General features: G+C 39.8%; 23 protein-coding genes and 2 riboswitches. Of the genes, 19 read left to right on the top strand and 4 right to left on the bottom strand.

Translation table 11 applies throughout. The features are described 5' to 3' along the window. Window positions 1-37 precede the first annotated feature (37 nt). From IQ19_RS22250 to IQ19_RS22235, 4 genes are all read left to right on the top strand, one after another. Window positions 38-1,219, top strand: coding sequence for a GTP-binding protein (locus tag IQ19_RS22250; RefSeq protein ID WP_144545204.1), 1,182 nt, complete (start codon window positions 38-40; stop codon window positions 1,217-1,219). 17 nt (window positions 1,220-1,236) lie between these two features. After that, window positions 1,237-1,386, top strand: coding sequence for a 50S ribosomal protein L33 (rpmG, locus tag IQ19_RS22245; protein WP_095312352.1), 150 nt, complete (start codon window positions 1,237-1,239; stop codon window positions 1,384-1,386). Window positions 1,387-1,405: 19 nt separating this feature from the next. Then, on the top strand, window positions 1,406-1,648 hold the full coding sequence (locus IQ19_RS22240) for an SDR family oxidoreductase (RefSeq protein ID WP_277875357.1): 243 nt from the start codon (window positions 1,406-1,408) through the stop codon (window positions 1,646-1,648). 180 nt (window positions 1,649-1,828) lie between these two features. Further along, window positions 1,829-2,155: a hypothetical protein gene (locus IQ19_RS22235; RefSeq protein WP_144545201.1), complete on the top strand. Its 327-nt coding sequence runs from the start codon at window positions 1,829-1,831 to the stop codon at window positions 2,153-2,155. A 133-nt stretch (window positions 2,156-2,288) separates the two neighbouring features. On the opposite strand, the gene IQ19_RS22230 is transcribed toward IQ19_RS22235, so the two are convergent. Beyond that, the gene (locus IQ19_RS22230) at window positions 2,289-2,558 is read right to left on the bottom strand and encodes a phage holin family protein (RefSeq protein WP_144545199.1); all 270 of its coding nucleotides are present in this window, start codon (window positions 2,556-2,558) and stop codon (window positions 2,289-2,291) included. A gap of 455 nt (window positions 2,559-3,013) precedes the next feature. Here IQ19_RS22230 and IQ19_RS22225 point away from each other — a divergent pair, with 455 nt between their 5' ends. Together IQ19_RS22225 and IQ19_RS22220 are read left to right on the top strand one after the other, a co-directional pair. Beyond that, the gene (locus IQ19_RS22225) at window positions 3,014-3,214 is read left to right on the top strand and encodes a cold-shock protein (protein ID WP_009334826.1); all 201 of its coding nucleotides are present in this window, start codon (window positions 3,014-3,016) and stop codon (window positions 3,212-3,214) included. A gap of 120 nt (window positions 3,215-3,334) precedes the next feature. Beyond that, the gene (locus IQ19_RS22220; protein WP_144545197.1) at window positions 3,335-3,919 is read left to right on the top strand and encodes a DUF421 domain-containing protein; all 585 of its coding nucleotides are present in this window, start codon (window positions 3,335-3,337) and stop codon (window positions 3,917-3,919) included. 71 nt (window positions 3,920-3,990) lie between these two features. Here the strand turns inward: IQ19_RS22220 and IQ19_RS27855 are convergent, their stop codons facing one another. Beyond that, window positions 3,991-4,152 carry a hypothetical protein gene (locus tag IQ19_RS27855; protein WP_158638883.1) on the bottom strand — a complete coding sequence of 54 codons (162 nt, stop codon included), beginning with the start codon at window positions 4,150-4,152 and terminating at the stop codon, window positions 3,991-3,993. Between the two features lie 163 nt (window positions 4,153-4,315). Further along, window positions 4,316-4,419: riboswitch (SAM riboswitch) on the top strand. Between the two features lie 88 nt (window positions 4,420-4,507). Here IQ19_RS27855 and IQ19_RS22215 point away from each other — a divergent pair. From IQ19_RS22215 to IQ19_RS22175, 9 genes are all read left to right on the top strand, one after another. After that, the gene (locus tag IQ19_RS22215; RefSeq protein ID WP_144545195.1) at window positions 4,508-5,842 is read left to right on the top strand and encodes a Na+/H+ antiporter NhaC family protein; all 1,335 of its coding nucleotides are present in this window, start codon (window positions 4,508-4,510) and stop codon (window positions 5,840-5,842) included. 225 nt (window positions 5,843-6,067) lie between these two features. Further along, the gene (locus tag IQ19_RS22210) at window positions 6,068-7,213 is read left to right on the top strand and encodes an exonuclease SbcCD subunit D (protein WP_144545193.1); all 1,146 of its coding nucleotides are present in this window, start codon (window positions 6,068-6,070) and stop codon (window positions 7,211-7,213) included. Beyond that, on the top strand, window positions 7,210-10,344 hold the full coding sequence (locus tag IQ19_RS22205) for an AAA family ATPase (RefSeq protein ID WP_144545191.1): 3,135 nt from the start codon (window positions 7,210-7,212) through the stop codon (window positions 10,342-10,344). Before IQ19_RS22210 ends, IQ19_RS22205 begins: the two co-directional genes overlap by 4 nt. A gap of 117 nt (window positions 10,345-10,461) precedes the next feature. Then, on the top strand, window positions 10,462-11,085 hold the full coding sequence (locus tag IQ19_RS22200) for a Dph6-related ATP pyrophosphatase (protein WP_394140660.1): 624 nt from the start codon (window positions 10,462-10,464) through the stop codon (window positions 11,083-11,085). Between the two features lie 99 nt (window positions 11,086-11,184). Further along, window positions 11,185-11,559: an SET domain-containing protein gene (locus tag IQ19_RS22195; RefSeq protein WP_110066814.1), complete on the top strand. Its 375-nt coding sequence runs from the start codon at window positions 11,185-11,187 to the stop codon at window positions 11,557-11,559. A 382-nt stretch (window positions 11,560-11,941) separates the two neighbouring features. After that, window positions 11,942-12,673 (top strand): YwaF family protein, encoded by a 732-nt coding sequence (locus IQ19_RS22190; RefSeq protein WP_144545190.1) that lies wholly within the window; start codon window positions 11,942-11,944, stop codon window positions 12,671-12,673. Then, window positions 12,670-13,476 carry a type II pantothenate kinase gene (gene coaW, locus IQ19_RS22185; protein ID WP_144545188.1) on the top strand — a complete coding sequence of 269 codons (807 nt, stop codon included), beginning with the start codon at window positions 12,670-12,672 and terminating at the stop codon, window positions 13,474-13,476. The genes IQ19_RS22190 and coaW overlap by 4 nt, the downstream gene beginning before the upstream one ends. 101 nt (window positions 13,477-13,577) lie before the next feature. Continuing rightward, complete coding sequence (selB, locus tag IQ19_RS22180) at window positions 13,578-15,443, top strand: selenocysteine-specific translation elongation factor (RefSeq protein WP_242021096.1); 1,866 nt, start codon at window positions 13,578-13,580, stop codon at window positions 15,441-15,443. Between the two features lie 349 nt (window positions 15,444-15,792). Further along, on the top strand, window positions 15,793-16,791 hold the full coding sequence (locus IQ19_RS22175; protein ID WP_144545183.1) for a C40 family peptidase: 999 nt from the start codon (window positions 15,793-15,795) through the stop codon (window positions 16,789-16,791). Between the two features lie 83 nt (window positions 16,792-16,874). Here the strand turns inward: IQ19_RS22175 and IQ19_RS22170 are convergent, their stop codons facing one another. Then, entirely contained in the window at window positions 16,875-17,066 is a 192-nt protein-coding gene (locus IQ19_RS22170) for a CsbD family protein (RefSeq protein ID WP_110066809.1), read from the bottom strand. 213 nt (window positions 17,067-17,279) lie between these two features. Next, window positions 17,280-17,384, top strand: a riboswitch (SAM riboswitch). Between the two features lie 120 nt (window positions 17,385-17,504). On the opposite strand from IQ19_RS22170, the gene IQ19_RS22165 reads away from it, so the two are divergent. From IQ19_RS22165 to IQ19_RS22150, 4 genes are all read left to right on the top strand, one after another. Beyond that, the gene (locus IQ19_RS22165; RefSeq protein WP_144545181.1) at window positions 17,505-18,518 is read left to right on the top strand and encodes a methionine ABC transporter ATP-binding protein; all 1,014 of its coding nucleotides are present in this window, start codon (window positions 17,505-17,507) and stop codon (window positions 18,516-18,518) included. Then, complete coding sequence (locus tag IQ19_RS22160; RefSeq protein ID WP_144545270.1) at window positions 18,508-19,173, top strand: methionine ABC transporter permease; 666 nt, start codon at window positions 18,508-18,510, stop codon at window positions 19,171-19,173. Before IQ19_RS22165 ends, IQ19_RS22160 begins: the two co-directional genes overlap by 11 nt. A gap of 105 nt (window positions 19,174-19,278) precedes the next feature. After that, entirely contained in the window at window positions 19,279-20,109 is an 831-nt protein-coding gene (locus IQ19_RS22155) for a MetQ/NlpA family ABC transporter substrate-binding protein (RefSeq protein WP_144545179.1), read from the top strand. 443 nt (window positions 20,110-20,552) lie between these two features. Then, window positions 20,553-21,071 carry a M15 family metallopeptidase gene (locus IQ19_RS22150; RefSeq protein ID WP_144545268.1) on the top strand — a complete coding sequence of 173 codons (519 nt, stop codon included), beginning with the start codon at window positions 20,553-20,555 and terminating at the stop codon, window positions 21,069-21,071. A 65-nt stretch (window positions 21,072-21,136) separates the two neighbouring features. On the opposite strand, the gene IQ19_RS22145 is transcribed toward IQ19_RS22150, so the two are convergent. Then, window positions 21,137-22,186 carry a M42 family metallopeptidase gene (locus tag IQ19_RS22145; protein WP_144545177.1) on the bottom strand — a complete coding sequence of 350 codons (1,050 nt, stop codon included), beginning with the start codon at window positions 22,184-22,186 and terminating at the stop codon, window positions 21,137-21,139. Between the last annotated feature and the right edge of the window lie 38 nt (window positions 22,187-22,224).

Here is a 22,224-nt window from a genome sequence, read left to right as displayed (position 1 = left end):
TAATGTGTACTATTTTCAAAAAAGGAGAGGTAGGAAAGTGACTAAAAAAATCCCTGTTACTGTACTGAGCGGTTATTTAGGCTCAGGAAAGACAACATTATTGAACCATGTTTTACATAATCGCGGAGATAAAAAAATTGCAGTGATTGTAAACGATATGAGTGAAGTAAATATTGACGCTTCCATGGTAAAAAAGGGCGGTTTTACAAGAACAGATGAAAAGCTGGTCGAGCTCCAGAACGGCTGTATCTGCTGTACCCTGAGAGAAGACTTAATGATTGAAGTTGAAAGATTGGTAAAAGACGGGGAGATTGATTACATCTTAATTGAATCATCAGGCATCTCAGAACCTATTCCGGTTGCCCAAACTTTCACTTATATTGATGAAGAACATGGAATTAATCTCTCTGATAAATGCAGACTGGACACCATGGTCACAGTTGTTGATGCAAATCGATTTTGGCATGACTTTGCTTCAGGTGAAAGCCTCTTAGACCGAAAACAGGGAACGGATGAAAATGATACGCGAGAAGTAGTTGATCTATTAATCGACCAAATAGAGTTTGCTAACGTGTTGGTATTAAACAAAATAGATTTAGTAGATGAAGAAAGTGCGTCTGAACTCAAAGGAGTTTTACTCAAGCTAAATCCCGATGCAAGAATTATTGAATCCATGCATTCGGAAGTAGATTTAAAAGAGATCCTTGATACTGGCTGCTTCGATTTTGAGAAAGCGAGCCAGGGAGCAGGTTGGATAAAGGAATTGAATGAAGAACACATTCCTGAGACAGAGGAATTCGGCATCTCTTCTTTTGTTTATAAAAGAAAGAGGCCGTTTCATCCAGAAAGGTTTATGCATTGGCTGGAGGATTGGCCTGTAGATATTGTGAGGGCAAAAGGTTTCGTATGGGTGGCATCCCGGAATAACATGGCAGGATTGCTTTCTCAAGCTGGCCCATCTATAACATTGCAGGGAGCAGGCGAGTGGATTGCAGCCTATCCGGAAGAAGAAAGGCTTGAAATTCTTAAAGAGGAACCGGAATTGCTTGAAAAATGGGATGAGGATTTTGGAGACCGAATGATAGAACTTGTTCTAATTGGAATAGATATGAATAAAGAAGAAGTTGAATCAAGCCTTGACAAATGCTTGTTAACATACTCAGAGATGGGGACAGACTGGAGTGCACTGGCTGACCCGCTTCCAGCTTTCCATTTATAAAAAAAGGAGGAAATAATATGAGAGTAAAAATTACACTAGCATGCACCGAAACGGGTGACCGTAATTATATAACAACAAAAAATAAAAGGAACAATCCGGACAGGATTGAACTGATGAAATACAGCCCGCGGCTAAAAAAACATACCTTGCATCGTGAAACAAAATAATGATCAGGAACCCTTCTTAATGAAGGGTTTTATTAAAAGCAGCTATTTCGGCATTACCCGTTCTTTATCTGTCGAAGTTGCTCATTTGGGGATTACGGTTAATGCAATTAATCCGGGTCCAACTGATTCTGCCTGGATGAATGAAGAGATAAGAAACCACCTTTTGCCGAAGTTTCCAATGGGACGAATTGGCCAGCCTGAAGATGTTGCTAATCTGGCAGCATTTCTTGCAAGTGAGGATGCCAAGTGGATAACAGGATAGGTTATTCATTCCGAGGGAGGGTTCCACCGGGGTTAATCGCAGGAGATTTCATAAAAAATCAAGTAACATTTATATAACAAATAACAGCTATTTATATCATTTTCGATACAAGATACCTAAAAGGGTTTATAGATCTCTTCCGAATGTGTATAAATAAAAGATAGTAAAGGGGAGAGACCTATGATAAATCTATTAAAAAACCCTGATTTTGTGCAATTTTGTGAAACTGCATCCCCACTTGAAATGGTAGAGCATTTAACAGACGGCAATATTAGAGGGCTGGAAAAAATCGCACTGGGGACTCTGGCAAATAGAAAGCAGCTGCCGCCAAATGTCGTTAATGTCCTGCTCGTTTATTTTTTCAGCACTTTTGCAAATAAAGTATATGATCGAAATGATCTTGCGAGGCTTTACGATTACTGGTCATCAAATCATGTGTTTAGCTTCTCAAAAGCACAGGAAATGACTGAAGAAAATATTGAAAATGTCTTATCAGGTTTAAAATAATATAGATAATAGTAAAAGAAGTTCAATCCCAAATGGGTTGAACTTCTTTTTATCTAGTTTTAGCAAATGTTCATATAAAAAACGATGAGTTCTTTGCACAAAAAAAGTCCTCAATCGAGGACACCTAAGAACATTATTTCTTCTTTCTAACAGAAGCACCTTCTATTGTCTGCTTCATCATTTGATGACCAAGAACTGCTACCCCTGCCGCAATGATTCCATTAATGAGTCCATTTATTGAAAATCCATATGCGATACTGCCAACAGTAACTGAGATAATGACAAGGATCCATAGTATGGACCAATCAGGCACGGATGGGGTTTGCTTCAGTGCATACCCGATCACCCATAAAGCCGGCACCAGCATATAATAATTTTGGCTCAAAAAATCTAAAAGGTTCATGTGAATCACCTCCTAAGTATTATCACTGTATTATATGAATGGGTCTATCAAGGGGTTTGTTTGCCTGTCCGTTTTTAGCATTTATTTTTTAATTGAGGCTTAAAGATTCCTTACCAGAATAATGAGAACAAATCCCAAGCTTTGCCGCTCGTTCCCACAAGAATCTATCATAGAGTTTAAGCAAGAAGGTTAACTTGACCTTTTGCTATTCAGATCCACGTTTGCACACAAGCCGTGAGACTGGGTGAAAGTGCTTTCAACCGCATGGCAATTAGTTGACATTCCTATCTAATAATGCTAAATTTAAATCAGCCGTTATGCATCGTGTTATATTTTGCTAGCTGCTTTTTCAACCGTAAGGATATGGTCTGGATGAGTAATGGACGTAAAGTTATAAGCGTGTATATGGTGAATTTACACATGGCTTTTTTGAAGCCAATAGGAGGATTTTTTTCATGAAAAACGGTAAAGTAAAATGGTTCAATGCTGAAAAAGGTTTCGGATTCATCGAAGGTGAAGACGGAAACGACGTATTCGTACATTACTCTGCTATCCAATCTGAAGGTTTCAAATCTTTAGAAGAAGGCCAAGAAGTTTCTTTCGAAGTTGTTGAAGGCGCTCGCGGACCTCAAGCAGCTAACGTAACTAAACTATAATCGACAGACCCATACAGAGACAGCCTGGCCATTTTGGCCAGGCTGTTTTATTTTGCAAAGATTGCATATTAGTCCGTTTTATACCACATCCTAAAAGAAAAAGGAAGGTGGATTAACAGGATGAATTTTGCCTGGCAATCATTACTTTTAGTTTTTGCAGGGGTTCTCCTGCTGCGTGTGGCTGGAAGAAAATCTATTTCACAAATGACGCTTGCCCAAACAGTTGTTATGATTTCAATTGGTTCTATCATTATTCAGCCAATTATTGAGACAAGTGTATGGAAAACGATTGTGGCTAGTGCCATTTTTATTGGATCTTTAATTTTGATGGAGTATTTGCAGGTAAAGTTTAATTTTATTGAAAAATTTTTAACCGGAAAATCGAAAATTGTAATTGAAAACGGGAAGCTTCAGCCCGCAAATATGAGAAAACTCCGCTTTACTGCTGATCAATTAGAAATGAGGCTTAGAACCAACGGAATTACAAAGGTTTCTGATGTGAAAGTGGCAACACTCGAACCGAATGGCCAGCTTGGATATGAATTAATAGATGATGCAAAGCCTTTAACAAGAGGTGAGTTTAAAAGACTGATGGGCGGGGTGATATTACAGACTCCGGTACAGCCAGCGCCACAACAGTCTAATAATATTTTCGAGGAAATCAAAGAAGGACATCCCCAGCCTCATTCCCAGGACCTGCACTGATATTGGAATCTAATACACAAGGCTAAGTGTCTGGGAATTAAAAAAGCCGCTACCTATTAGCGGCTTTTTCATTATTCCAAGTTGGAGTTTTGCAGGCTTCTTCTCGTATCAAGTATTAATTCCTGAATCCGTAAATGATGCAGAATGGTCAAGATCACAATCCCGATACTGAATAAACTTGATAAGATTGTGCTTCCAACCAAAAAACGAATAACCTTTCGATCGAACATCATTTCACTCCTTTTTTCCTTAGTATTTCATTAATCAGGAAAAATTATTAATTTTTTTGTATTGCTAAGAACCGACAGCGAATTTTTATATAAAAAAACTTGAACTTTAATCATTTTCCTGTATAATTTTCAAACAGAGTTAATAAATGATAACTTCATAACTTTTAACTTATCAAGAGAGACGGAGGGACTGGCCCTAAGATGTCTCGGCAGCGGGCTCACGTGAGCGCTGTGCCAAATCCAGCAAGCATTATGCTTGGCAGATAAGAAGGGGACTGTTGATATGTCAAAGATCTCTTCTTGTTTGAAGAGGTCTTTTTATTCTGTTAATAAAACCAACTAAGGAGAGAGGATAAGTATGAAAACAAACGAAAAAGGTAATCCGTCGGCTTTATTGCCCCTTTTGGCTTTTCTTCTGATATTTATTGGAAGCGGCCTTGCAACAGGTGATTTTAATAAAGTACCGATTGTTGTGGCTGTGGCAATAACAGCGGGAATTGCCCTTTCCATGAACAGGAAAACGCCATTTATGGAAAAGGTTGATATATTCACAAAAGGGGCAGGAAACCCCAATATTATTTTGATGGCTATTATCTTTTTACTTGCAGGGGCATTTTCGGGAACGGCCAAAGGAATGGGAGCGGTCGATTCTACAGTTAACTTGGCATTGTCCTTTGTGCCACACAATTTACTTATGGTTGGGCTTTTTATTATCGCCTGTTTTATTTCTCTATCAATGGGCACTTCAACAGGTACAGTTGTTGCTCTTGCGCCAATTGGTGTTGCGCTGGCAGCTGAAACCGATATTTCCGTAGCTCTGGCGATGGCTGCTGTTATTGGCGGTGCCATGTTTGGTGATAATCTTTCCTTTATTTCTGATACTACCATTGCAGCAGTACGGACCCAAGGGACAAAAATGACGGATAAGTTTCGTGTGAATTTTTTAATTGTACTGCCTGCAGCCATAGCAACAGCTATAATTCTTGGATTTTTAACAGCTGGACAGGAAAGTGCAGTAGCCAGCCAGGATTACAGCTTGCTGAAAGTGGTTCCATATTTGGGTGTACTTGCTGCAGCTTTGTTAGGAATGAATGTTATTCTTGTTTTAAGCGGCGGCGTCTTGCTGGCAGGCCTGATTGGAATTGCTGACGGAAGCTACACGCTGGTTTCCTTCTTGCAGATGATTGCAGAAGGGATGGCCGGAATGCAAACTCTTGCTATCATAGCCATTCTAATTGGCGGTGTTGTAGAAATCATTCGCTATAACGGGGGAATCGAATTTTTGCTGCACTTAGTTACAAGCAAAATAAACTCTCGCAGGGGAGCCGAATTTGGAATTGCATCCCTGGTCTCACTTACAAATGTATCTACAGCCAATAACACCATTTCAATCATCATTGCAGGACCCCTGGCTAAAAATATTGCTGATCAGTATGATATAGATCCTCGTAAATCTGCTAGTATTCTTGATGTTTTCGCTTGTTTTGTACAAGGAATGATCCCATATGGTGGGCAGATGCTGGCTGCTTCGGGTCTCGCAGCTATTTCGCCGGTAAGCATTATGTCTTACTCAATTTATCCATTATTGATTGGAATCAGTGGTATAATCGCCATTCTTATTAATTTCCCAAAATTAAAAGAGCGGGAAAGGGTAACGAATAGCAAAGTGGAGGAATACACTCCGCGTAGTTAAAGGTTGTTTCAGGAGGATTCTTTAATAGGAAGGATATAAGAGCCTAGGGAATAGGCTCTTTTTAATTTTACTGATCATCTATCTATTGGAAAATTTTTCTGATATAATGAGAACGGATGTTCTATTGAAGTTTTTCCTTATTTTGCAGAAGTACCTTATTTTTTGATTTGCTATAATGGTAACATTGTATATATTGAATCATGGTAGGAAAAGAGGGTGATTGATATGAAATTTATCCATACGGCGGATTGGCATTTAGGTAAACTGGTTCATGGGGTGTACATGACGGAAGATCAGCGCCATTTTTTAAATCAATTTGTTGAAGTGGTTGAAGAAGAAAAGCCAGATGCTGTTGTTATCGCAGGAGATTTATATGACCGGTCTGTACCTCCAACTGATGCTGTAGAATTGTTAAATGAAATTCTTTTTAAAATAAATGTAGAACTTAAAACTCCAGTAGTAGCAATTGGCGGAAACCATGACAGCGCCGAAAGGCTTTCCTTTGGCAGCTCGTGGTACAGACATTGCGGTTTCTATTTATCAGGAAAGCTGGTAAATGATTTTAGGCCAATACATATCAAGGGTGTTAACTTTTACCTTGTCCCTTATGCAGAACCTGGTATGGTCAGGCATTTGCTTGATGATGACAAAATCCATTCACATGATGATGCCATGAAGGCTATTGTCGGGAAGATTGAAGAAACTTTAAATCCGAATGAACCCAATATTCTTGTTGGACATGCCTTTGTACTTGGCGGGGCGACGAGCGAATCGGAGAGGACTCTTTCTGTCGGTGGTTCAGGCTGTGTCCATTCTAATTGCTTCGATCCGTTTTCGTATACGGCACTTGGGCATTTGCATAGCCCAGATGCGATCAAGCATGACAAAATCCGCTATTCTGGCTCGCTTTTAAAGTATTCTTTTTCTGAAGCGAAACAGGAAAAATCGATTTCCATAATTGAGATGAAAGAAAATGGTGAATTCGATCTTCGTACCCGTTCCTTACAGCCTAAAAAGGATTTAAGGGAAGTCGAAGGGTATCTTGATGAGCTGATGGATCCAGCATTCTATGAAAAACAAAATCTGGATGACTATTTAAAAATCACACTTTTGGATGAAGGGGCATTATTGGATCCGATTAATAAGCTACGGCAGGTATATCCAAATGTACTTCATCTTGAACGGAAGATTTCTATTACAGATATGAAGAAAAAAAGCTCCTTCATTTCTATGAAGGAGGAGAAAAAGTCAGAGCTTGAGCTTTTTAAGCAGTTTTATGAGCAGATGACTACTTCCGAATTTACAAACGATAAACAACAGGTTATGGCCGATGTGATTGAAAAAGTGCTAAGGGAGGAAGCGCTAAAATGAGACCATTAAAATTAAAGATGCAAGCGTTCGGCCCTTATGCAGATAGTGAACAAATTGACTTTACAGAACTTGGGAACCGGAGAATGTTTGTCATTTCCGGAAAAACTGGTTCGGGAAAAACAACCATATTTGATGGGATTAGCTATGCAATCTACGGAAAAGCAAGCGGTGAGGACCGAAATGGACCGGAACTTAGAAGCCAGTTTGCCAGAAACGAAACACTGACTGAGGTTTCTCTTGAATTTACATTAAGAAATAAATCATATTACATTTCCAGGTCACCTCAACAGGAAAAGAAAAAAGAACGTGGCGATGGTACAACAATAGTAAGTGCCAAAGCTGAACTTTATATTTATGATGAAAATGGAAGCAGGCAGCTTCTTGCGTCAAATGTAAGAGATGTCGATGAAAAAATCAAGGAAATCATGATTATTGACAGCAATCAATTCAGGCAAATCCTGATGATCCCACAGGGAGAATTCAGAAAACTTCTAACCTCAGAGAGCAAGGATAAGGAAGTAATTCTTCAGCGGCTATTTCACACCCAGATTTATAAGCGGATTGAAGAAAAGCTTAAAGAAGATGCTTCTGAGCTAAAAAGAACAGTTGAAGACCAAGTAAAGCTTCGTGATCAGCTTTTACTCCAGGCCCAGGCAGTTTTTAATAAGGAACTTATGGCATATTTGGAAGCTGGCAGTGTAAATGACACAATTTTGCTGCCGCTTATAAATGCAGAAATTGGGCAAATGAGGGAAGGTCTTGAGCAATTAACAGCTGCAGGCAAGAGCCAGAAAGAAAAAAGAGACAAACTCCAGCAAAAGCTGTATGAAGCAGAAACGATTATCAAACAGTTAAAGGCAAGAGACGAACTGAAACAAAGAAAAAATGAGCTGGAAGGATTAAAAGAAGAATTTGCCGGGAAGGAAAATCTAATTTCCCTTGCCCAGAAAGCAGCTTTGCTTAGCCAGCAGGAGCAGCTTTGCCATGAATTAAAGAAGGACTTGGACGTTTCAAAAGAGGAACTAACTGCACTAAAGAAAAGCATTGCTTCCCTAGCCGGGCTGTTAGAGGAAAACGAAGAAAGATGGGAAGCTGAAAAGAAACGTGAAGATGAAAGAAAGCAGGCTGGGGAGAAGGTTAACCGGCTGCAAAACATGAAAGAGGATATCCACTCTTATGCTGAAGTAGAAAAGCAGGTTCGTGCACTTGAAGAAAAGCTGGAAACCCTCCGCCTTCAAAAAAAGCATAAGGATGAAGCAATTAAAACCTCTGATCATAAAATTCAAGTATTGGCTGAGGAAAAACAGGAAATTGAAAAGAGTCATTTAAAGCTTTTGGAACATGACCGGCGGCTGGAAAAAATGGCTGAAGAAATAGAACGGCTTCATAAATATGAAGAGCTGCAGGGCGATTATACGCTAGCACTCGAAGTATTCGAAAAAAAGAAAAGATACTTTGAACAGACAGCATCCAGGCTGGAAGATGCCAGAATGCTTGTTGAGGAGCTGGAACGTAAATGGCTGCATGGACAAGCATCCATCTTGGCAAATCAGCTGCAAAATGGAGAAGCTTGTCCGGTTTGCGGCTCAGATCATCATCCAAATCCGGCTGCATCGCAAACTGATATTCCTGATGAAAAAGATTTAAAGGCAGCCAAACAGCACGCAGCCGAAATCGAAGCAGATAAAGCGAAAGCGGAGTCATCGTTCTATGAATCTCAATCAAACATGAAATCTATTGAAAATACTTTATGTGAGCTATTCAAACTTATACAAAAACAGCGGCCGGATACGGAAAAGGGAGACCTGCCGATTATTAAGAGTACTCTTCTTGCACAAAGAAAGGATCTCTTAAACCTTCAAGAGGAGTTAAAGAAAAAGAGCTCAAGACTGGAAGCTTGCACCTTAGAAATGGAAAAATCTCATCAGCAAAAGGAAGCTCTGGGTGCAGAAATAGAACGGCTGCAAAGTCAAATAAACGATACCGCTATTCTCTATGCTGAAAAAAAAGGCAACTTGACAAGGATGACTGAGGCAATTCCGGAAAATCTGCGTTCCATGGAAGCTTACCAGGCCAATCTAAAAGCAGCGGTTGATAAACTGGAGACTTTGCAAAAAAGTTTGGAAATTGCACAACAGAAATTTCAGGATACAAAGGCTGCCTATATGGCTGAACAGGCAAAAATGGAGACGATCGAAAGGCAAGCTGTTAAACTTGAGGAAAAGCTGGCAGTTGAAAGACAGAACTTTGTTCAGCGTATGAAGGATCAGGGATTTGACTCATATGGAGAATACCGAAATGCAAAAAAAACCGAACATGAGGTTCGTGCGCTGGAAGTAGAAGTGCGGGAATATCGTGAAGAAGTACGGTCAGTAACTGACCGTTATTCGGAGGTCTTACAGCTTTTAGAGGGTGTTGAAAAGCCAGACCTCGAAAGTCTGCAAGCACGCTTGAAAGAAACAGATGACCATCTAAAACAGCTGCAGGATCAATATACAAATCTGTATATGAAAAAGAAGCATAATGAAGAAACCTTACAAAAAATAACAGGAATTAATGAGAAAATGAAGGTCCTTGAAGAACGTTATAAAGTGATTGGACATTTATATGAAATTTCCAAAGGACAGAACACATACAGAGTTACTTTTGAAAGGTTTGTACTTGCTGCATTTCTGGACGATATACTTAGAGAAGCAAATGGGCGATTAACCCGGATGACAAGCGGCCGGTACCAATTGCTGAGAAAAACAGACCGTTCGAAGGGAAATGCGCAAAGCGGTCTTGAACTGCTAGTGTTCGATCAGTATACAGGCCAGGAAAGGCATGTCAAAACATTGTCAGGCGGAGAAAGTTTTAAAGCAGCATTAGCCCTTGCACTTGGCTTGGCTGATGTAGTCCAGCAATATGCCGGAGGAGTTTCTCTTGAGACGATGTTCATTGATGAAGGATTTGGCACACTTGATCCTGAATCATTAGATCAGGCAATTGAGGCATTAATCGATATTCAAAGCAGCGGCAGGCTTGTTGGCATCATTTCCCATGTTCCGGAATTAAAGGAAAGAATCGACGCCCGCCTTGAAGTAACAGCGAGCCAGACAGGAAGCAGCACGGAGTTTCAATTTTTAAATTAATTGAAAAGAGGAGGATAGCTTGCCTATCCTTTACAAGTTTTGAAAGATAAGAAGGTGATGATGTTGGCTAATAGAGTAGCCTTATCGTGGAGCGGCGGCAAAGACAGCTGCCTTGCTTTGGAGGTTTTAGTAAAGCAGGGTGTTGAAGTTGCATGTTTGATAACAACTGTGCCAGCAGAGATCGGCAGAACTTTTGGCCATGGAGAAAAGACTGAATTGATTCATCTTCAGGCTAAAGCATTATCTATACCTGTAGAATTCATTTCTTGTTCTTTTGAAAATTACACAGAACGTTATATTAGTAAATTAAAAAAATTAATAGATAAGTTTAAACTTACAGGCATTGCATATGGTGACTTGTACTTAGCAGGACATCGCCGTTGGGGGGAAAAGGTGGCAGAAGAAGCCGGAATTAATGCTGTATATCCTCTCTGGATGGAGGAAAAAGATAGTATCCAGGCACTTGAAACCTTTGTGAAATCAGGTAATAAGGCCAGAGTAATTCGTGTTCGAGAGGATGTACTGGATCCCTCCTGGCTGGGCAGGGAACTTGATGCTGCCTTTTTGCAAGATATCCAAAAAGAAGCTGTTTGCCCAATGGGGGAATCGGGAGAGTATCATACGTTTGTATATGACGGCCCATTGTTTTCACAAAAAATTCAATTAGGGTCCCCCAAATTAATACAACTTGAAACCACCAAAAAACTAGAATTTGGAGAATATAAGCTTATCGGAAAATAAGAGATGATCTCCCTAAAATCTTTAAAAGTTATTTATTTAGACATAACTGTCAAACATAAAAATAAAACACGTCATAGACGAGAATGAGCAGGTAACTAAATGATTGAAATCAAAACATCTACGCTAAGTGATGGCGAACATAACAGAGGAGTCTTTGCAACACGTGATATTAAAAAGGGTGAGCTAATCCATGAAGCACCAGTCCTGCCTTATCCCAATGAAGAGCATCAGCACATAGAAAAAACCGCTCTTGCTGATTATGCCTTCGAATACGGAGCTAAACACAGTGCAATCCTTTTAGGGTATGGGATGCTTTTTAACCATTCCTATAAACCAAATGCTGTTTATGATATAAATTTTGATAATCACACTTTTGACTTTTTTGCCTATAAGGATATAAAGGCGGGAGAAGAAATACTCATAAATTATAATGGTGAAGTTGATAATGATGATCCGCTTTGGTTTAATCAGTAATGATTGCTCAGTAAACATGTTAAATAGATAATATTTTTTCATGCATATCCCCATTGAGATGATCTTTTATCATGGTCTTCTTTGTTTCAATATTCTTTTGCTTTGGCTGCGTTAAAGCTTTTTGTTGATTTTAGCACCCTGTTGATTGGAGCGGATGGCGCCAGATCCTCAGAAATGCATTCGCATTCCCTTCGTGCGGTGTTATCTACAAGGTGCTTATTCAAAGACCGGCGGGAGGAGGCTACTGGACCACCCGCGGTTCGCTGAGCTTCTTGAGCAGGAATCAACAGGCAAATTTATCAGAGCCTTTGCTTTTAAAGTAGGAATATAGCAATTAATCATTAAGATTAAAAAATAAACGTTTTGAATGGAGAGAGTTATTATGTCCGGAGTATTTTCTCATGATTATAATTCTTTCCCTTTTATTGCTTTTACAGCTTCTCATCTTTTAATGATTGCCTTATTTGCTGCAGTTTCCGGCATTATGTTCATATTCCGAGATCGCCTTCGCCATATTGACGGGGAAGTCAGGAAGGTAATGTTTTTCTTGCTTTTTACGATGGAGCTCTTCTATCATATATGGCTCTACAAAGGTGGTTATTGGGATGTTTCCTTCACTTTGCCGCTTCATCTCTGTTCGATTAGCCTAATTCTATGTTTGGTTTTATTAGCAACTAAATCTAAAGCTATTTTCCAAATTGTCTATTTCATTGGGATAGTCGGTGCTTTGATGGCCATCCTGACTCCCGAGCTGTATTTAGGCTTTCCCCACTTTCGTTATTTTCAATTTTTTATTACCCATAATCTTATTATTTGGACATGCCTGTATTTTGTGTTTGTCCATCAATATAGGCCAACAGGTAAAGGAATGCTCATGTCCGTCCTATTTTTAAATATAAGTGCAGCTGTTGCTTTTATGGCAAACAAACTTACAGACGGAAATTATATGTTCCTTTCCTATAAACCGGATAATGCCTCTTTATTGGATTATTTTGGTCCGTACCCTGTTTACATATTATCACTTGAAGGGGCTGCCATATTGCTGTTTCTTTTGCTGCTGGTGCCATTCAAAAGGAAAGATAGGCAATCTGCAAGAAAGGAGGAATCTTCATGAGACCTGATAAAGTTGGGATAGATGCTGGCGGTACATTGCTGAAAATGGTTTATGAAGAAAGTAGCCGCTTTCACTATAAGACCTATTCAATGGATAACTTACAGAGTTCTATGAAGTGGCTGAAGATGACTGCTTCGGGGGCATCATTTGCATTGACAGGCGGCCAATCAGAATTTCTTAAAAATGATTTCTTTCCAAATGCCATAACTGTTTCTGAATTTAAGGCAAACTGTGAAGGAGCTGCTTTTTTGATGAATCAGGAAGGGAGAACGAAGGAAAACTATTTGCTCATTAATATTGGAACCGGTACATCCATTTATCTTATAAAGGCCAGGGAATATACCCGATTATTAGGGAGCGCTATCGGCGGAGGCACATTTCTGGGGCTGGGGAAATTGCTTACTGGAGAAACCGACTTTTCAAAGCTGGTTTCTTTGGCAAGAAAAGGGGAAGCTGCAGCTGCAGATTTGCTGGTTAAAGATATCTACCACCCCTCCAAACCTCCAATTGACGGCAGCCTGACCGCCAGCAATTTTGGAAAAGTTCGCATTAATGAAAAGGTAAGCAATGAAGATAAAATAGCAAGCTTAACCAATATGATTGCAGAAACGATCGTCCTTTTAAGTATGCAGTCAGCTTCCCATCATCAAATTAAAGACATCGTTTATATTGGAAATACTCTCAAAAATAATAAGCTGCTTAAGAACCGCTTAGAGCATTATACCAAAATGCTTGGCTTGAATCCGTTTTTTATTCAGAATGGGGAATACAGCGGTGCAGTGGGAGCTTTCTTATCTTTATAATACCTGTTTATTGAAAGATTCTTTTTTTCAGGATACAGTTAAAAAAAGAATGTATATAGAAGTAGGTGGCAGATTTGACGAAGAGATATTTTACTATAGGCATGGCAGGTCATATCGACCATGGTAAAACAACTTTAACTAAAGCATTAACGAATGTAGATACTGATAGGTTAAAAGAAGAAAAAGAACGGCAAATATCCATAGAGCTCGGGTTTGCACCTTTATATGAAGATGAGGAAATTCAAATATCTGTCGTGGATGTTCCCGGACATGAACGCTTTATACGGCAGATGATAGCCGGTGTAGCGGGAATAGACTTAGTTGTATTAGTAGTTGCCGCTGATGAAGGGGTAATGCCGCAAACAAAAGAACACTTGGAGATTCTTGATTTTCTTGGGATCCGAAAAGGGATTGTTGCTATTACGAAGATTGATCGAGTAGACGAGGAATTTAGTGACCTTGTAAAGGAAGAAATAATCGAGGAACTTAAAGGAACAGTTTTTGAACATGTTCCGTTCGTATTAACAGATAGTTTGTCTCTTAACGGAATTGATGAGCTAAAGCAGTTAATCATTCATACTTTGAAAGAACAGGATACCCGGGATACGAAAGGGGCTTTCCGCCTGCCGATTGATCAGGTATTCACCGTAAAAGGGCAAGGAACGGTAGTAAGAGGAACGGTTTATGAAGGATGGGTTGAAGAAGGGCAGCCTCTTAAAATTCTGCCAAAAGGACTTGAGGTAAGAGCTCGGCAGCTTCAGGTGCACCATCAGCCTGCAAATACCGCCTATGCAGGGCAAAGGGCGGCAATTAATCTTTCCGGGGTATCTAAGGAAGACATTGAGCGTGGAGAAGTACTTGTTTCTTCTGAGCATTTTAGCGTAACAAAAACCATTGATGTAGCCGTTAGAATGGTTGAAAATTTTGAACATATCATAAAACAGCGGATGCCGATAAAATGCCATATTGGGACAGCTGAAGTAATGGGAAGAATCGTATTTTTCGATCGTAATGAATTAAACGATAACGATGGGGAAATTCTCTGCCAGCTGCGATTGGACGAGGAGATTGTAACCAAAAGAGGAGACCGGTTTATTTTGAGAAGGCCAAGTCCCCAGGAGACAATCGGAGGCGGCTGGGTAATTGATCCCAACGGTGAGAAATATCGGTTTGGGTTAAAAACCATCGAGGAATTAAGCAAGAAAAAAGAGGGCAGCCCTAAAGATAGAATTATGGCTGCGTTAACGGAAGGCAAGAGTTTGTCGCTCTCCGAAATAATGACCAGAACTTCACTAGATGAAATTACAGTAAAAGAAGTGCTGGCTGATGCAGATTTCCTTTCTATAAACAGCAAAGAATTTACACTTGCTGCTATAAAAGAAAGCATTGAAGAAGAGTTATATGACCGTTTGCATGAGTTTCATCATCAGAACCCGATGAAGCAGGGGTTAAATAAAGCAGAACTTCTTCAGGTTATGCTGAGAGCCTATCCTAAAATGCTTGTTGAATTTGTGATAAGCCTTGGAACTGAATGTGGAATTTTCAGAAGAAAAGGGCAATATTTGCAAAATGCCGATTTCCATCCGCACATCCCGCAAAACTGGCAAAAACGCATTGAGAATCTTCTGGCTGAATTAAAAAAGGATGGTTTAAAAGTAAAGCATTTTGATGACTATTATTTTTCTGCTGGGATTCCAGAAGTTCTAAAAGGTGATTTGAAGCGTTTCTTAGAGGAGCAGGGAACAATTGTGCCACTTGATGGGCAATTTTATTGGCATGGAGACCATTTCGGACAAACAGTAGACAAACTAAAAAAAGATACAGGTGCTGAATTTGAAGTTGGAGATGCCAAGGAAGTCCTGGGACTTTCCAGAAAATATATGATTCCTTTTTTAGAGAGGCTCGACTCCATGGGACTTACTAACAGAATCGAGAACAAAAGAGTTTGGAGAAAAACAGATCATTAATTAAAAGCTGGTCCTTGGACCTGCTTTTTTTATTTATATCCGTTATTAAAAGTAAGATAAACAGCTAAAGAATGGGATCCTTTTTATTTTTGGGGGTATTTACTATTAAAAAGTGTATTGTAAACATTCAAATAACTTGGGGTATATTACACTTGTGTTTCCATGAATAGTTTAAATTTCTATTATTTTCTGGGTTAAATTAACTAGCTTTTAATGGAAGGGTTAGGATGTTTAGGGAGGTTTAGGAATAGGGAGGCAGTTTTACCAATTAATCCAATATTTTCAGGTAGGATTTTACTAGATTTATTACTAATATTAGGTTGTCAAAGAAATTTAAGGAGAGTACAACTTGAAAAAACAACTACTTACAATGGCTGCGACAGCTGGTTTATTGTTTACAACGTTCAATGGTGAAGCAAGTGCTCATGAAAATAGATATAAAGTTCAGTTAGGCGATACATTGTGGAGAATTTCCATTAATAATAATCTGTCAGTGGAAGAATTAAAGAAATGGAATAACATTTCTGGTTCGACGATTTATACGGGACAGTCTTTATCTTTGTTAGCACCGCACAGTCATGAGGCTTCAACTGGTACATCAAGCAGTGGAGCAGTCAGCTATACAGTGAAATCAGGCGATACTTTATGGGGAATTGCAAGAACACATGGCCTTTCCGTCAGCGCTCTTAAGAATTTAAACGGGCTTAGCCGTGACACCATTTATCCAGGCCAAAAGCTTAAGGTCAAAGGCACATCTCAAAGTGTATCTGTACCTGCAGCAACGGCTTCTTCAGGAAGCAGCAGTGTCTATACAATCCAAAGAGGCGACACTCTTTCCGGAATTGCATCTCGCCATAACTTATCGGTTTCACAATTAAAGGCAATGAATAATCTTTCTTCTAATCTTATTTATGCAGGCCAAACGTTAAAGGTTAAAGGGACTTCAGTAAGCCAGACAACCGAAACGAAAGTAGCGGCCCAGACTGCATCACAGGTTGACGAGCTTATAGCAGAAGCAAAGAAATATATGAGTGTTCCATACGTATGGGCAGGAAGCACGCCGTCAGGATTTGATTGCAGCGGCTACCTTAACTATGTATATAGCAACGTAGGAATCTCCATTCCTCGTACTGTAGCATCCATTTGGAGTGCTACGAGGTCAGTTTCAACACCAAGAGCAGGGGATCTTGTCTTCTTTGAAACGTATAAAGCAGGTCCATCCCATGCAGGAATTTACCTTGGGAATAACAAGTTTATCCATGCAGGTTCTTCACGAGGTGTAGAAATCAGTGACATGAATAACTCCTACTGGAAGCCGCGTTACCTTGGTGCGAGAACAACTTTTTAATTCATTACCCATTTATGTTTAAATGAAACATAGAAATATAAAAAAAGTAACCAACGTCTTGAACGCGTTGGTTACTTTTTTTATTAATCTCTTGAATCATTAAAAGTTTTGGAGAGGGCTTCTTTGGCATCCCCCCATTTTTCTTTGGCTTGGCCTTTCATTTTATCCATATTTCCTTCAGCTTCTTTTGATTCATTATTTGTAAATTTGCCGTATTGTTTTTTCAGCTCGCCTTTTAATTGATCAACATTGCCATTCGTTTGGTCTCGATTCATTTAGCAATTTTCCTCCTTGTTTAGTTATTTCTTGCTTTGTATTTACCCGCAGGATATCTATTAAAACAAAATAAACAATTGTAAATCTTTCCTTAAAAAATTTTTTCTTACTGCCGCAACGATGGAAGCGTTTCCTTTAATTGTTTGAATATAAAAAGCATATTGACAATTCTATTGTATGGATATAATATTTTCACTAACAACTTAATAGCTAACTTATCAAGAGTGACTGAGGGATCAGGCCCTATGACGTCCGGCAACCTCCATTTTGGAACGGTGCCACTTCCTGCAGAATGATTTCATTCTGAAAGATAAGTCGTAATACATACGCGATGCCTCTTTCCGAATGGAAAGAGGTTTTTTATTTGAAAAAGGCTATGTTAAAGCGATTCATGTTGTTTGGATCGGAAATAGGGACGAATGAACGGGGGGATCTGCATGATAGAAATAAAAGATCTGGTAAAAGTGTATGAAACAAAAAAAGGGAGAGTAACAGGTGTTGACCAGGTGTCACTTAAAGTGGAAAAAGGAGAAATTTTTGGAATTGTAGGATATAGCGGTGCAGGTAAAAGCTCGTTGATCAGATGTTTAAACTTATTGGAAACGCCGACTTCAGGGGAAATAAAAATTGATGGACTATCTTTAACCTCATTAGGAAAAAAAGAGCTGCGCCAGGCGCGATTAAAAATAGGTATGATTTTTCAGCATTTTCACCTGGTTAGTTCGAAAACCGTCTATGAAAATATAGCTTTTGCTTTAAAAGCAGCACACAAGACGAAGAGCGAAATAGATGCAAGAGTTAAAGAATTGCTTGATATGGTAGGGTTAACGGATAAGCGGGATGTCTATCCTTCACAATTAAGCGGAGGTCAAAAACAAAGGGTTGGAATTGCCCGGGCATTGGCTAACAATCCATCCGTCCTCCTATGCGATGAAGCAACATCTGCTTTGGACCCGAGCACAACGAAATCGATCCTGTCACTTTTGAAGAAAATTAATAAAGAGCTTGGCTTAACCATCGTATTAATCACCCATGAGATGGAGGTTGTTAAAGACATTTGCGATCGGATGGCCGTCATGCAGGATGGAAAAGTTATCGAGGAAGGAAAAGTGTACGATCTTTTCTCAAATCCTCAGCAGCCGCTGACAAAAGATTTTATTAACAGTATCCTTCAATTTGAATTGCCGGAAAAGCTTTTAAAGGAACGGAATGGAAAGATTATAAAAATATATTTCCAGGGCAGTATCGCAGAGGAATCCGTCATCTCAGATGTGTTTCAGCAATTTAAAGTTAAAGGCAATATTCTTCACGGGAAAATTGAGTATATACAGGAAACACCGCTTGGGATCTTTGTAATGGAATTGACAGGTTCGCCGCTTGAGATTGAACGTGCCATCCATTATATTACTGATCGCACAAGAAATTTGGAGGTGATTCGTGATGCAGCTTGATAGTTTATTAAGTATATTGCCAGAACTAAATAAAGCATTCTTTGAAACAATCTATATGGTTGGCATTTCAATAGTAATAGCCATTGTTGTTGGCCTTCCGACAGGTGTGCTGCTATTTGTAACAGATAAAGGACTATTTATGGAGAATACAGCTTTTAAAAATATTGTAGGATTTATCGTCAATATGGTACGGTCCATTCCATTTATTATTTTGCTGATTGCCCTTTTGCCTTTAGCCAATTTGATTACTGGAACAACCATTGGACCGACTGCAGCATCTGTTTCTCTTTCAGTAGCGGCCATTCCATTTTTCGCAAGAATGGTCGAACAGTCTTTGCGTGAGATCGATAAAGGTGTGATTGAAGCAGCTGTAGCTGTGGGAGCATCGCCGTGGATGATTATAAAGGACGTCCTTGTCCCTGAAGCAAAACCGGGAATTGTCCAGGGGATTACAATCACAGTCATTAGCCTTGTCGCATACTCAGCAATGGCAGGCATTGTCGGCGGCGGTGGTGTGGGTGACCTGGCCATCCGCTTTGGATATTACCGATATGATAATACAGTTATGTTTACAACCGTTATTATTCTAATTTGCCTGGTCCAAATATTCCAATTTGCAGGAGACCGGATTGCAAGATTAGTTGATAAAAGATAGAAAAAAAGTGGGGGCGGCGGAATATCAGCGATCGCCTTAAACCTCCACTGAATGAATCACACCTATAGACGATAGTCTAAAAAACACAACAGGGGGAAAAGGGAAATGAAAAAACTTGGAATACTATTCATGCATGTACTCATATTGGGCCTATTGGCAGCATGCGGCAGCGAAGATTCAAATTCAGAAGCAAGCAGCGATAAAAAGGAAGTTACAATCGGGGCTACATCAGGACCGTACAGTGACATGGTAAGCAAGGCAATTAAACCAGTACTTGAAGATAAAGGCTATACAGTGAAAGTAGTTGAATTCAGTGATTATATCCAGCCAAACCTGGCCCTTTCAAAAGGAGACCTGGATGCAAACTTATTCCAGCATAAAGTGTACATGGAAAACTTCGCAAAAGAACACAACATCGAGTTATCAGAGGTAGTTGTGGTTCCAACCGCGCCGATGGGCATCTACTCTAAAAAGTTCGCTTCACTTGAAGAAATTGAAGTCGGTGCAGCGATTGCCATTCCAAACGATCCAACAAATGCAGCACGCGCTTTCTTGATTCTCGAGGACGCAGGACTAATCACTTTAAATCCGGATGCAGATCCGCTTACTATTTCTGAGAAAGATGTGGAAAACAATGTAAAAAACCTGCAATTTAAACCAATCGAAGCTGCCCAGCTTCCTCGTGCGGTAGACAGTGTTGATCTGTCAGCTGTTCCAGGGAACTTTGCTTTGGCTGCAAAAATGGATCTGCTTGATGCACTGCAACTTGAAAAAATGCCAGATCAATACCGCAATCGTGTGGTCATTGATACGAAAAATGAAGATGCTCAATTTGCTAAAGACCTAAAAGAGTCTGTTGAGTCAGCTGAATTTGAAAAAGTCATTGATGAACAGTTTAAAGGCTTTGGCAAACCAGAATGGATGGAAAATCAGTAATTATATTAATGAAGGAATGCGCCGGTTCTTGCCGGCGTATTTTTTGGTTAATAAAATAGTAATTATCTCTAAAGTTTATGGTTGTTGATGTAATAAGTGCTGTGACGTAAAGGCTGGAGTTGAAATATAACCTTTTGCACATAAATAGAGTACGGTTCGCCGCAAACAAGTAGATTTCGACACATACACGATCCCACGATTTAAGACAGGTGGAAATGGACGAAAAAACTGTTTTGATCGCCGTAAAAAGAATCGGGATTGAAGCATTAACAGCAGATTCTGAAGCACAAAAGTCCCATTGGTACAATACAACCTCTTATAAGTGAACTTTCCTCAAAATATTGCTAAAATAAGAAACGTATCTACTTCAAGACCTAGCAAAGAAAGGACATAATATTTTGTTTTTTAAACAATTAGGGAGCTTTCTTCTATTTTTATTAGTCATGACTACAGTTGGACTCATTTTCTATCAATATATACAGCAAGCAGAAGATCCATTTTTAAAAGATGTGCCGCCTCCAACCGCCCTGCATCCTGTGGTTGCAGAGAAGAAGGATGAGCTGATTGCGAAGGCTGCGGATAGGGGCATTAACGTGGTGATTACGCAGGATTTTAGAAGTATCGAAGAGCAGGACGCCCTTTATGAAAAGGGTCGTTCAAAAGAAGGCAGCATCGTTACACATGCAAAGGGCGGTGAGTCTTATCATAACTTTGGACTGGCCATTGATTTTGCACTGCTGTCTGTTGATGGCCACGTGATTTGGGACATGCAATACGACGGGAATGGCAATGCCAGAGCAGATTGGATGGAGGTTGTCGGGATTGCCAAGGACCTCGGTTTTGAATGGGGAGGGGACTGGAAGCATTTTAAGGATAATCCTCACCTGCAAATGGATTTCGGCCTTTCCATCTGGGAGCTGCAAAGAGGGAAGAGACCTCCGGAAAAAGAAAAAACGCCATAAAGATGAACTGCACCCCAATAGTTAGACACATCTAACAATTGGAGGTGCAGTTTTATAAAATAACATTATAGTACCATCTCTGATTGTACATAGTGGTACAGCAATTTGGCTGTATTTTTAATTGAATCTTCATGTGTACGCTCAAAAGCATGGGAAGAGTCAATTCCTGGCCCAATCAATCCGTGTACAATATCATGTCCGGCACGGATGGCAGCTGATGCATCGGATCCGTAGAAAGGATAGATATCGAGTTTGTAGCCAATCTGATGGTCTTGTGCCAGCTGAACAAGCCGCTTTCTTAATTCATAATGGTAGGGACCGCTTGCGTCCTTTACACATATGGAAACTGTGTATTCATCTGTTGATTGCCCATCTCCCATAGCACCCATATCGACAGCCAGATACTCTACCGTTTCAGGTGTGATGTTTGAGTTGCCGCCATAGCCGATTTCTTCATTATTGGAAATAAGGAAGTGGGTTGTATATGGCAGCTCAATATTTTCCGACTTCATCTGTTTAATAAGCTGGAGAAGGATGGCTACACTTGCTTTGTCATCAAGGTGGCGGGACTTAATAAATCCTGAAGGTGTCGTTTGCACGCGAGGATCGAAGGAAACAAAGTCCCCGACCTCAATGCCAAGAGCCCGGACATCCTCTGCATTATGAACCTGTTCATCTATGCGGACTTCCATATTATCCTGATTTCTTTCTGCCTTGCCGGCATCCTTGTATACATGGACTGAGGTCTGGTGCATAAGTATTGTGCCGGTGAGTTTTTTGCCGGAGGACGTTTCAATTTCACAATATTCGCCTTCAATAGAGTTGTACTTGAAACCGCCTATCAAATCAATTTTAAGGCGTCCGCTCGGTTTAATTTCTTTTACGATCGCACCAAGGGTATCGACATGTGCTGTGAGCATCCGATGATTGGCATCATCTTTGCCTGGCAAAGTTGCAACCAGACCGCCTTTGCGGTTTCTGCTGGTTTCGACATTCAGCTCATTTAAAAACTTTTCCACATATGTAATCACTTCATTCGTATTTCCGGAAGGACTCGGGATAGAGACGATTTCTTTTAATAAACTTATTGTTTCTTTTGTTTTTGGGTAAGCCATGATAAAACTCCTCTCAAAATATTTCCACACAATTCCTA

This window comes from Cytobacillus oceanisediminis (assembly GCF_007830235.1).
In the GTDB taxonomy this organism is placed as follows: Bacteria; Bacillota; Bacilli; order Bacillales; family Cytobacillaceae; genus Cytobacillus; species Cytobacillus oceanisediminis.
This window is presented reverse-complemented; position numbering and strand designations above follow the sequence as displayed.